Here is an 11,948-nt window from a genome sequence, read left to right as displayed (position 1 = left end):
CTGATTTACTGCAGCGGCTCTTTCAGTGCGGCCAGAACGGGCAACGGCAATACGTCGATCCCTTCTTCCAGCAAGGCATGCGTTTCTTCGGGCGTCGTCACGCCGCGGATATTGCGCGCGGGCGCTTCATCGTAATGAATGCGCCGTGCTTCCTCGGCAAAACGATCGCCCACGTTCTCGGTCTTCTCGATCAACTCGCGCATGAAATGAAGCGCGCGCGCCTGAACGCCCGCCGCATCCGGCGATGGTTCCGTCGGTACCGCGCGGTCGTTGCGCGCCGTCGAAAGATTCAGACGCGGCGCCGATGGCATGCGGCTCACATCCGTCTCCGAACAGACCGGACACGCAACCAGCTTGCGCAACAGTTGCGATTCGAACTCTTCGGTAGAAGCGAACCAGCCTTCAAACCGATGTTCTTGCGAGCACTTTAAATCGAGGACCTTCATGCTGATGGGGACTTCCGGGAAGTTTATCTCAAAAACTATCGATTGTGAACGGTCGTTCGTAAAGACTAATCTTTTGATTGCTCGACCGGTGATCGATTCTAGCGGTTCGAGGGTACGGGCGCTTGGCTCACCCATAACGCGAAATGTGGCAGTCTGGCACTGCGCCGAAAATGAACAAGCCCCAAGATCGAATGATCTTGGGGCAAGCGATACGTCTTCAGCGGTTCAACGGATGACGACTACGCCTTCGATTCTCCCAACGCCCACTCTCCCGAGCGCACCTTCTCCAGCCAGAACGCGCCGATGATCGTCTTAACATCGCTGATCGTGCCGTCCTTCACCCACTGCATGAGCTGCGCCGGCTCCGCGATAAACGTCTCGAGAAATTCGCCTTCATCGAGCCGGGCATCGCCAGCGGTGAGACCGCGCGCGAGATAGAGATCGATGAACTCGGTCGAATAGGAGATCACGGGGTGGATACGCGTCAGAAAAATCCACTCGCTCGCGGTATAGCCCGTCTCTTCCAGCAGTTCACGCTTCGCGCATGTCAGCTCGTCTTCGTTGGGATCGAGCTTGCCGGCGGGAAATTCGAGCAGCACCTTTCCCACCGGATACCGATACTGCCGTTCCAGCAAGACGCGACCATCGTCGAATTCCGGCAGGATCATCATCGCGCCCGGATGCTCGACGAATTCGCGCGTGGCGTGCTTGCCGTCGGGCAATTCCACGGTATCGCGCTTGAGCGTCAAAAATTTGCCTTCGTGAAGCGTGACGCTTTCGACCTTCTTCTCGATTAGGCCGTCGTCGTTACCGAAGTTCGCGGTGGAAGAAGCGTTGTGATCTGCCATCTTGAGCCCTATGCCAAATGGCCAAAAGCCGCCGACAGCAACCAGCCGTCAGCGGCGTTTGACAAGATACTGATACGTGAAGCCCGGAAACGCGAACACCACGAAGAGACTGAAGGTAATGGCATAAAACTGCCATTCCTGATCGAAGCGGTTGCCGGCGCGCGCTTCGAGCATGAAGCCGAGCGCGCCGACCGCGAAGTAAAGAACGAGCAACTCGCCGATCCGAATCCAGACGCCCTTCTTCGCCGTCTTGCTCCCATCCGCATGAAGCTTGAGCGGCACGACGGCAAAAAGGCGCTGATTCAGGAACGGCAAGTTGGCGCCGACGAGCGCCAACAGCACGATAAACCATCCCGCTGCCGACATTACAGCGGCAGCGTATGCGTGATCGCTTGCAGGCAAGCCGTCATCAGCGGGCCGGGCACGAGACCGAGCACGAGCACGGCCAGACCGTTGAACGCCAGCAAGGAGCGATTGAGGCTGCCGGCAACGATCGGCGACGCATCTTGCGGCGCGTCGAAGTACATCAGCTTCACGATGCGCAGGTAGTAGAACGCACCGACCAGCGATGTCAGGACGGCCAGCACGGCGAGCCACGTCAGACCGGCGTTCATCGTCGCTTCGAGCACGGCGAGCTTCGCATAGAAACCGACGGTCGGCGGAATGCCCGCGAGCGAGAACATCATGATCATCATGACGAACGCGAACACCGGGCTGCGCTGATTCAATCCCTTGAAGTCGTCGATCATCTCGGCTTCGAAGTCGCGGCGCGCAAGCAGCATGACCACGCCGAAGGTGCCAAGCGTCGTGACGAGGTAGATGATGCTGTAGAACATTGCCGAGCTGTAGGCGCCCGCCGCGCCCGTTACCTTGCCGTCCACCACGCCAGCCAGCAGGCCGAGAAGCACGAAGCCCATGTTGGAGATGGCCGAGTACGCGAGCATCCGCTTGATGTTCTTCTGCACGATACCGGTGACGTTGCCGACGATTAGCGACAGCGCGGCGAGAATCACGAGCATCTCTTGCCAGTCGACCGCGAAAGGCAGCAGACCCATCACCAAGAAGCGCAAGCCCCACGCAAAGGCCGCGACCTTCGGGCCGCCGCCGGTGAGCAAGGTCATTGCGGTCGGTGCGCCTTGATAGACGTCCGGCACCCACATATGGAACGGCACCGCGCCCATCTTGAACGCCACGCCCGCCACGACGAAGATGATGCCGAACAACAGCACCGCGTCGTTGATGCGGCCCGAAGCCACCGCCTTGAAGACTTCACCCAGTTCCAGCGAGCCGGTCGCGCCATAAAGCATGGATATGCCGTAGAGCAGGAAGCCGGAAGCGAGCGCGCCGAGGACGTAGTACTTCATCGCCGATTCGTTCGCCTGCGGCGAATCCTTGCGCAGCGCGATGACCGCATACAGCGACAGCGACATCAGTTCGAGGCCGAGGTACAGCGTGAGGAAGTTGTTGCCCGAAATCATCACGCACTGGCCGAGCAGCGAAAAGAGGCCAAGCAGGAAGAAGTCGCCGCGAAACAGACCGCGGTCTTCCAGATAGCGCCGCGAATAGATGACCGACACCGCGTAGCCCAGACACACCACCGCTTTCATGGCGCTCGCGAACGGATCGACGACATACATGCGCGTGAAGAAGTAATGCGGCGTCGGATCAAGTGCCGTGAACGCGAACCACACGCCGACCACGAGGGTCGACACGAGCGCGATCAGATACGTGACACGACGGCTTGGCACGCCGAAGATCGTGTCGTTCAGCCAGGCGATGACGACTGCGGCCATCAGGACCGCGTCGGGCAACAGCACACTCATAGGGGCGTTTTGCATGATCTTTTAATTCCTCCGCACGGCGTTACTGATCCAGCGGCAGCTTGGACTGCGCGACGTGGGAGAGCAGGTTTGCCACCGATTCGTGCATGACGTCGGTGAAGGGCTTCGGATGCAGGCCCATGTACAGCGTGAACGCTGCGAGCACCACCAGCATGAACATTTCGCGCTTGTTGATGTCCTTCAGCTTCGCGACATGGTCGTTCGCCACGGCGCCGAAGTACACGCGCTTGTACATCCACAGCGTATAGGCCGCGCCGAGAATCAGCGTGAACGTGGCCAGGAAACCGATCCAGAAGTTGAACTTCACGGCGGCCAGAATCACCATGAACTCGCCGACGAAACCCGAGGTGCCCGGCAGGCCGCAGTTGGCCATGGCGAACAACATGGAGAACGCCGCGAACTTCGGCATGGTATTGACGACACCGCCGTAATCCGCGATCTGGCGCGAGTGGACGCGGTCGTACAGCACGCCGATGGAAAGGAACATCGCGCCCGAGACGAAGCCGTGCGAGATCATCTGGATGATCGCGCCTTCCACGCCAAGCTGGCTGAAGATGAAGAAGCCAAGCGTGACGAAGCCCATGTGCGCAATCGACGAATACGCCACCAGCTTCTTCATGTCCGCCTGAACGAGCGCGACGAGACCGATGTAGATCACCGCGATCAGCGACAGCGTGATGACCACGGGCGCGAGAAAGTGGCTTGCGTCCGGCGCGATGGGCAGCGAAAAGCGCAGAAAACCGTACGCGCCGAGCTTCAGCATGATCGCGGCAAGCACGACCGAGCCGCCCGTCGGTGCTTCCACGTGAGCGTCGGGCAGCCAGGTGTGGACGGGCCACATCGGCACCTTGACGGCGAACGCGAGGAAGAACGCTATGAACAGCAGCACCTGCGGCGTCATGCCGATCTTCGCGGCTTGCCACGTGGCGAGGTCGAACGTGTGCGTCTGCGTGTACAGGTACAGCAGCGCGATCAGCATCAGAAGCGAGCCGGCCAGCGTGTACAGGAAGAACTTGAACGCCGCATACACACGGTTCGGACCGCCCCACACGCCGATGATGATGTACATCGGGATGAGCGTGGCCTCGAAGAACACGTAGAACAACAGGCCGTCGGCGGTCGAGAACACGCCGATCATGATGCCCGAGAGAATCAGGAACGCGGCCAGGTACTGCGAGACGCGCTCGGTGATCACTTCCCATGCGGCGATCACCACGATCACCGTGATGAGCGCGGTCAGCACGACAAACCACATCGAGATGCCGTCCACGCCCAGGTGATACGTGATGTTGAAGCGTTCGATCCAGCTCGCCTGCTCGACGAACTGCAACGCGGCCGTCGACGTATCGAAGCCGGTGATGAGGGGGATCGTCACGATCAGCCCGAGCACCGAGCCGATCAATGCGACCCAGCGCGCGGGCGCCGGGTTGTGGTCGTTACCTATAGCCAGGACCAGGACGCCGAATACGATCGGCAGCCAGATCGCGACACTGAGAATCGGAAAAGAGTGCATAGGGTCCCTCGCCTTATTTGCCGCCGAGCGTTACAAACAGGGTCAAGAGCCCCAACATGCCGATAATCATGGCGAACGCGTAGTGATAGATGTAACCGGATTGAAGGAAGCGGATCACACCGGCGAACCAGCCGACGAACCGCGCACTGCCGTTGACGATGCCGTCGATGACGACCACATCGCCCTCTTTCCACAGCCCCCGGCCAATGGCGACCGCGCCCTTGGCGAAGACCACTTCGTTGATCTTGTCGAAGTAGTACTTGTTGTCGAGGAGCGTATAGATCGGGCCGGACGCCTTCTTGATGACAGCGGGCAGATCCGGACGCTTGATATACAGGAACCACGCGACGATCACGCCGAAAGCCGCGATCCACACCGGTCCCGGCGTGATGATGCCGTGCAGCGCCATGGCCATCCAGCCGTGGAACTCCGTGGCCATTTCCTTCAGGCCTTCGTGGTTTTCGGCAATGTAGATCACCTTGTCGAAGATCACGCCGTGCGAGAAGAAGTCGCCGTAGACCATCGGACCGATGCCGATCGCGCCGATGATGATCGACGGAATAGCCAGCAGCACGAGCGGCAGCCACACCACCCACGGGGTTTCGTGCGGCACGTGCGCGTGGCCGTGGTCATCATGGCCGTGCCCGTGGTCGTCGTGACCATGGCCGTGCGAATCGTGACCGTGGCCATGTGCTTCAGCTTGACCCATCGGCGAATCGGGATGCTTCGGACCGCGGAAACGCTCCGGACCGTGGAACACCATGAAGTACATGCGGAACGAGTACAGCGACGTGACGAACACGCTTGCGACCACCGCGAAGTACGCAAAGCCGGAGCCCGCCAGGTGCGAGGCCTTGGCCGCTTCGATGATCGAATCTTTCGAGTAGAAGCCGGAGAAGAACGGCGTGCCGATCAGCGCGAGCGAACCGATCAGCGACGTGATCCAGGTGATCGGCATGTACTTGCGCAGACCGCCCATGTTGCGCATGTCCTGGTCGTGGTGCATGCCGATGATGACCGAACCCGCGCCGAGGAACAGCAACGCCTTGAAGAACGCATGCGTGGCAAGGTGGAACACGGCGACCGGATAAGCCGACACGCCGAGCGCGACCGTCATGTAACCGAGCTGCGATAGCGTGGAGTAAGCCACCACGCGCTTGATGTCGTTCTGCACGACGCCGAGAAAGCCCATGAACAACGCGGTGATCGCACCGATGACCGTGACGAACGACAGCGCCGCATCCGAATGCTCGAAGAGCGGCGACATGCGCGTCACCATGAAGATACCGGCCGTTACCATGGTTGCCGCGTGGATCAGCGCGGAGATCGGCGTCGGGCCTTCCATCGAGTCGGGCAGCCACACGTGCAGCGGAAACTGCGCGGACTTACCCATCGCGCCGATGAAGAGGCAAATGCACGATACCGTCAGCAAGCCCCATTGCGTGCCGGGGAAGGTCATGGTCGCGAGCTTGTCGCTTTGCGCGAACACGTCGCCGTAGTTCAACGAGCCGCCGAACGCCAGCAACAGGCCGATGCCCAGCAGAAAACCGAAGTCGCCCACGCGGTTCACGATAAACGCCTTCATGTTGGCGTAGATCGCGGTTTCACGCGTGAAGTAGAAGCCGATCAGCAAGTACGACACAAGACCCACGGCTTCCCAGCCGAAGAACAGCTGCAGGAAGTTGTTCGCCATGACGAGCATCAGCATGGAAAACGTGAAGAGCGAGATGTATGAGAAGAACCGCTCGTAACCGACTTCTTCATCCGCCATGTAGCCGATGGTGTAGATGTGCACCATCAGCGAGACGAAGGTCACGATGACCATCATCATCGCGGTGAGCGAGTCGACCAGGAAGCCGACTTCCATCTTGAGCGAACCGACCGTCATCCATTCGTAGACGGTGGCGTTGTAGCTCGCGCCGTTCAGCACGTCGAAGAAGACCATCGCGGACAGCACGAAGGAGATCGCGACGCCGAGAATCGTCACGCTGTGCGCGCCCTTGCGCCCTATCGTCTTTCCCAGCAGCCCCGCGATCAGCGAACCGGCAAGCGGCGCCAGCGGAACCGCAAGCAGGACGTTTTCATTGAGTGTCATGGACATAACAGCCTAGCCTGAAATTAACCTTTGAGCTGATCGAGGTCCTCGACGTTGATCGTGTCGAGGCTGCGGAACAGGGTCACGAGAATCGCGAGACCGATTGCCGCTTCAGCAGCAGCCACGGTCAGCACGAAGAACACGAAGATCTGGCCGTGTATGTCGCCCAGATAATGCGAGAACGCGACGAAATTGGTGTTCACCGCGAGCAGCATCAGCTCGATGGCCATCAAAATGATGATGACGTTACGGCGATTCAGGAAGATGCCGACGATGCTGATCGCAAAGAGGATCGCACCGAGCACGAGGTAATGGGCAAGACTCAACATTTCGATATTCTCCTTCGCGCTCAGCCCTTGTTGTCGACCGTTCCCGCACCGATGTTGCCGGTCACGGGCGGTTCCGTCGCGGCGTCGGGCGCCTCTGTCTCGGACTTCATCTTGACGATACGCACGCGGTCCTGAGCACGCACCTTGACCTGCTGGCTAACGGTCTGCGTCTTCTTGTCCTTCTTGTCGCGAATGGTGAGCGAGATCGCCGCGATGATGGCGACCAGCAGCACGAGACCGGCGATTTCGAACGCGAAGATGTAGTCCGTGTAGATGATCTTGCCGATGAGCTGCGTGTTCGGCATCACCGCCGCGCCGCTGACAGCCGCGCCGACCACCGGCGTGGTCGTCGCGCCGAAACCGTGCCACAGGATCAGCGCCGTTTCCACCACGATGATCGCGCCCACGATGCTCGCGAGCGGCACGAAGCGTCTGAAGTCGCGTCGCAGTACGTCGATGTTGATGTCGAGCATCATCACGACGAAGAGGAACAGCACCATCACGGCGCCCACGTAGACGAGAACCAGCAGGATCGCGAGGAATTCGGCCTGCAGCAGCATCCAGATCGCGGCCGCGTTGAAGAACGCGAGCACGAGGAAGAGCGCGGATGACACCGGGTTGCGCGAAGTGATCACCTTCAGCGCCGACACGGTCAGGAGCAGCGCGAAGATATAGAACAGTACGGTTGTGAATTCCATGATTACCGGTTCATCGTTAGGCCATCAAGAGGCATGGTGTATCGGCGCTTCGGCTCGCTCTCTCCGTGCGACGGACAAAGCGCGGCCGGGGAAGATCAGCCACGAAGCACGGTCACTAAGCGCGCCGCATTGTGCCAGACAGCAACAACAAAAACGCAACGACATGTCGAGGACGGGAGCGCGCGAACGTGGTTTCTGTTTCTCTCGCGCGGCGCTCCAGGCTCGGCTTCGCATCAACGATAAGGCGCGTCTGCCGCCTTCGATGCGGCGATTTCTGTCTCGTAACGGTCGCCCACCGCAAGCAGCATGTCCTTCGTGAAGTACAGGTCGCCGCGCTTCTCGCCGTGATATTCGAGGATGTGCGTCTCGACGATCGAGTCGACCGGGCAGCTTTCTTCGCAGAAGCCGCAGAAGATGCACTTGGTCAGGTCGATGTCATAACGCGTCGTGCGGCGCGTATTGTCAGCACGCGTTTCCGATTCGATCGTAATGGCGAGCGCCGGGCATACTGCCTCGCACAGCTTGCAGGCAATGCAGCGCTCTTCACCGTTTTCATAGCGGCGCAGTGCATGCAGGCCACGAAAACGCGGAGAAATAGGCGTCTTCTCTTCCGGGAACTGCACCGTGATCTTGCGCTGAAACGTGTAGCGTCCCGTCAGCGCCAGACCCTTGAGCAGTTCGGTCAGGAAGAAGGTCTTAAAAAAGCTCTGTATTGCGTTCATGATATTTGTCCGCTCTTGTCTCTTTGCGCGCCGTTACTTCCAGATGTTGAGCGGCGACATGATCCAGAAGCCGACCACGACGACCCACACCACCGACACCGGCAGGAACACTTTCCAGCCAAGACGCATGATCTGGTCGTAGCGGTAACGCGGGAAAGTCGCGCGCGCCCAGATGAAGACCGACAGCAGGAGGAAGACCTTGAAAACGAACCAGAACACGCCCGGGATGAACGACAGGAAGCCGAACGGTGCGTCCCAGCCGCCGAGGAACAGCGTCGTGGCGATCGCCGAGATCACGATCATGTTGATGTACTCGGCGAGGAAGAACAGCGCGAACGCCATGCCGGAGTAATCGATCATGTGACCGGCGACGATTTCCGATTCGCCTTCCACCACGTCGAACGGATGGCGGTTCGTTTCGGCGATGCCCGAGATGAAGTACACGACGAACATTGGCAGAAGCGGCAGCCAGTTCCACGACAGGAAGTTGACGCCGAAGCCCGCGAAAATGCCGCGTTGCTGCGACGTGACGATATCCGACATGTTCAACGTGCCCGCGACCATCAGGACGACGACCAGCGCGAAGCCCATCGAGATTTCGTAGGACACCATCTGCGCCGCCGCGCGCATGGCGCCTAGGAACGCGTACTTCGAGTTCGACGCCCAGCCCGCGAGAATCACGCCGTACACGCCGATGGACGAGATCGCCATGACATACAGCAGACCGGCGTTGATGTCGCCGAGCACAGCCTTGGCCTGGAACGGAATGACCGCCCACACGGCGAACGCCGGGACCACCGTCATGATCGGCGCGATCACGTAAATCCACTTGCTTGCTTGCGTCGGCTGAATGACTTCCTTGAGCAACAGCTTCAGCACGTCCGCAATTGGCTGCAAGAGACCTGCCGGGCCGACGCGGTTCGGGCCGAGACGCACGTGCATCCAGCCGATGAGCTTGCGTTCCCAGAGAATCAGGTACGCGACGCACAGCAGGATCACTACCGCGACCACGACAATGCGCACCAGCGCCCACACCGTTGGCCATGCGACGCCCAGAATCTGCGTGCCGCCCGCGTTGATCGTATCGAACAAGCCCATTTACGCCTTCTCCACTACCAGTTCGCCGAACAGGCCGCCAAGCGCGGCGCCGGCTGACGTGCCCGCCGATACGCGGACCACCGATTCCGCCAGATTCGCATCGCGAACCGCGGGCAGCACCACCGACAGATTGCCTTGCTTGACGCGCACTGCTTCGCCGTCTTTCAGGCCGAGCTGGTCGAAAAGCGCGGTCGGCAGACCCGCCATGTTCGCGTCGCGGGCCGCGGCCGTCAGATGCAGCGACGGGGCGCGGCGCACCAGTGCGTCGGCGTGATAGATCGGCACGTCGGCAAGACGCTGGAAGCCGCCGTTCGCCGTGACATTCGACGCCGCGCGCTTGGCCGCGACCGTCGTCTCGTTCGACAAACGCGCGCTCAACTCACCCGTGCCGAGTGCGGCGATACGCACTTCTTCGGCCGTGTCGTAATCGAAGCCCGACAGACCGAGCAACGTGCCGAGCACCCGCAGAACCTTCCAGCCCGGACGCGTGTCGCCCAGCGCGCGCACGACGCCGTTGAACGACTGAGCCGTGCCTTCCGCGTTGACGAAGGTGCCCGACGTTTCCGTGAACGGCGCGATGGGCAGCAACACGTCCGCGTAGTCGAGGCCGTGCTTGAACGACGACATCACCACGACCATTTCCGCCTGCTTCAATGCGGCGATGGCTTGTGCGGGGTTGGCCGTATCGAATTCCGGTTCTGCATTGAGCAGCACGTAGCCCTTGCGCGGCTGTTCGAACACTTCGCGCGCGTTGAGACCGCCTTCGCCCGGCAGGACGTCGACCAGATGCGCGCCCACTGAATTCGCGCCTTCGGTCAGGAAGCCGAGCGTGGCGCCCGTGCTGTTCGCGATCCATTGCGCCGCCGCGTGAATCTGCGCGAAATCGGGATGCTGAACCGCGAGGTTGCCGAGCAGCACGACGCGCTTGTCGCCCGCCGAGAGCGATGCCGCGACATCTTTCGCCGCCGCCGATACTTCGCGTCCGGCAAACGCTTCCGGCAGTTCCGAGCCACGCGCTTCGGCCACCGCGGCTGCGATGCCCGCGAGCTGGTCGAGCCAGGCCGACGGCGCCGCCACCAGGCGATGCGCGGTCGGGATCAGCGAGTCGTCGTTGCTTGCGTTGAGAAGCGTGAGCATGGCGCCATTCTTCGCCGCCTGACGCAGACGCGCGGCCAGCAACGGATGATCGCGACGCAGGAACGAACCGATGACGAACGCGGTATCGACATTCGACAGATCCGCGATAGGCACGCCGAGCCACGGTGCGCCGACGCCCACGGGCGCCGAGAAGTCGTTCTGACGCAGACGGAAATCGACGTTGGGCGTACCCACGCCTTCAGCGAATTGCTTCAGCAGGAAAAGTTCTTCGACCGTTGCATGCGGCGTGGTCAGCGCAGCGATGGCGTTCGCGCCGTGGTCCGCCTTGATACCCTTGATGCCCTTGGCCACGTATTCGAGCGCGGTCTGCCAGTCGGTTTCGATCCAGTTGCCGCCTTGCTTGAGCATGGGCGTGCTCAGGCGCTCGTCGCCGTTCAGACCTTCATAGGAGAAGCGATCCTTGTCTGAAATCCAGCATTCGTTGATGGCTTCGTTTTCCATCGGCAGAACGCGCATGACGCGATTGTTCTTCACCTGGACGACGAGGTTCGCGCCAACGGAATCGTGCGGGCTCACCGATTTGCGGCGCGACAGTTCCCACGTACGCGCGCTATAGCGGAACGGCTTGCTCGTGAGCGCGCCGACCGGGCACAGATCGATCATGTTGCCGGACAGTTCGGAGTCGACCGTCTTGCCGACGAACGAGGTGATTTCCGAATGCTCGCCACGGCCCAGCATGCCGAGCTCCATCACACCGGCCACTTCCTGGCCAAAGCGCACGCAACGCGTACAGTGGATGCAGCGCGTCATCTCTTCCATGGAGATGAGCGGGCCGACGTTCTTGTGGAACACCACGCGCTTTTCTTCGCTATAGCGCGATTGCGACTTGCCGTAACCGACGGCCAGATCCTGCAACTGGCACTCGCCGCCCTGATCGCAAATAGGGCAATCCAGCGGGTGGTTGATCAGCAGGAACTCCATCACCGACTGCTGCGCCTTCACGGCCTTGTCGGAGGTGGTACGCACGATCATGCCGTTGGATACGGGCGTGGCGCACGCGGGAACGGCCTTCGGCATCTTTTCGACTTCGACGAGGCACATCCGGCAGTTCGCCGCGATCGACAGCTTCTTGTGATAGCAGAAGTGAGGAATGTACGTATCGACCTTATGCGCAGCCTGGATCACCATGCTGCCTTCAGGAACCTCGACCGTCTTGCCGTCAATTTCTAGTTCAACCATGATGGATAAAGATCCTCAACC

General features: G+C 60.7%; 11 protein-coding genes. All 11 read right to left on the bottom strand.

From position 1 onward, the window contains the following. Positions 1–5 precede the first annotated feature (5 nt). A complete protein-coding gene (locus P9292_RS32015) occupies positions 6–446 on the bottom strand; it encodes a DUF1178 family protein (RefSeq protein WP_309962955.1) in 441 nt (146 codons plus the stop codon). Positions 447–685: 239 nt separating this feature from the next. Continuing rightward, positions 686–1,294: an NUDIX domain-containing protein gene (locus tag P9292_RS32010; RefSeq protein ID WP_250525968.1), complete on the bottom strand. Its 609-nt coding sequence runs from the start codon at positions 1,292–1,294 to the stop codon at positions 686–688. A gap of 48 nt (positions 1,295–1,342) precedes the next feature. After that, complete coding sequence (locus tag P9292_RS32005) at positions 1,343–1,660, bottom strand: DUF2818 family protein (protein ID WP_250525969.1); 318 nt, start codon at positions 1,658–1,660, stop codon at positions 1,343–1,345. Continuing rightward, positions 1,660–3,132, bottom strand: coding sequence for an NADH-quinone oxidoreductase subunit NuoN (gene nuoN / locus P9292_RS32000; RefSeq protein WP_244825471.1), 1,473 nt, complete (start codon positions 3,130–3,132; stop codon positions 1,660–1,662). The genes P9292_RS32005 and nuoN overlap by 1 nt, the downstream gene beginning before the upstream one ends. Positions 3,133–3,157: 25 nt before the next feature. Beyond that, on the bottom strand, positions 3,158–4,648 hold the full coding sequence (locus P9292_RS31995) for an NADH-quinone oxidoreductase subunit M (protein WP_244825472.1): 1,491 nt from the start codon (positions 4,646–4,648) through the stop codon (positions 3,158–3,160). 13 nt (positions 4,649–4,661) lie between these two features. Then, complete coding sequence (gene nuoL / locus P9292_RS31990; protein ID WP_244825474.1) at positions 4,662–6,749, bottom strand: NADH-quinone oxidoreductase subunit L; 2,088 nt, start codon at positions 6,747–6,749, stop codon at positions 4,662–4,664. Between the two features lie 17 nt (positions 6,750–6,766). Further along, the gene (gene nuoK / locus P9292_RS31985) at positions 6,767–7,072 is read right to left on the bottom strand and encodes an NADH-quinone oxidoreductase subunit NuoK (protein WP_031360677.1); all 306 of its coding nucleotides are present in this window, start codon (positions 7,070–7,072) and stop codon (positions 6,767–6,769) included. A 20-nt stretch (positions 7,073–7,092) separates the two neighbouring features. Beyond that, on the bottom strand, positions 7,093–7,770 hold the full coding sequence (locus P9292_RS31980; protein WP_244825476.1) for an NADH-quinone oxidoreductase subunit J: 678 nt from the start codon (positions 7,768–7,770) through the stop codon (positions 7,093–7,095). Between the two features lie 233 nt (positions 7,771–8,003). Then, positions 8,004–8,492 carry an NADH-quinone oxidoreductase subunit NuoI gene (gene nuoI, locus P9292_RS31975; protein ID WP_244825478.1) on the bottom strand — a complete coding sequence of 163 codons (489 nt, stop codon included), beginning with the start codon at positions 8,490–8,492 and terminating at the stop codon, positions 8,004–8,006. A 33-nt stretch (positions 8,493–8,525) separates the two neighbouring features. Further along, entirely contained in the window at positions 8,526–9,590 is a 1,065-nt protein-coding gene (nuoH, locus tag P9292_RS31970; RefSeq protein WP_244825480.1) for an NADH-quinone oxidoreductase subunit NuoH, read from the bottom strand. Then, complete coding sequence (nuoG, locus tag P9292_RS31965; protein WP_309962952.1) at positions 9,591–11,927, bottom strand: NADH-quinone oxidoreductase subunit NuoG; 2,337 nt, start codon at positions 11,925–11,927, stop codon at positions 9,591–9,593. Between the last annotated feature and the right edge of the window lie 21 nt (positions 11,928–11,948).

It is taken from the genome of Caballeronia sp. LZ001, assembly GCF_031450875.1.
GTDB lineage: Bacteria > Pseudomonadota > Gammaproteobacteria > Burkholderiales > Burkholderiaceae > Caballeronia.
The sequence above is the reverse complement of the archived record's forward strand: the minus strand, read 5'-3'. Positions and strand labels throughout refer to the sequence as shown.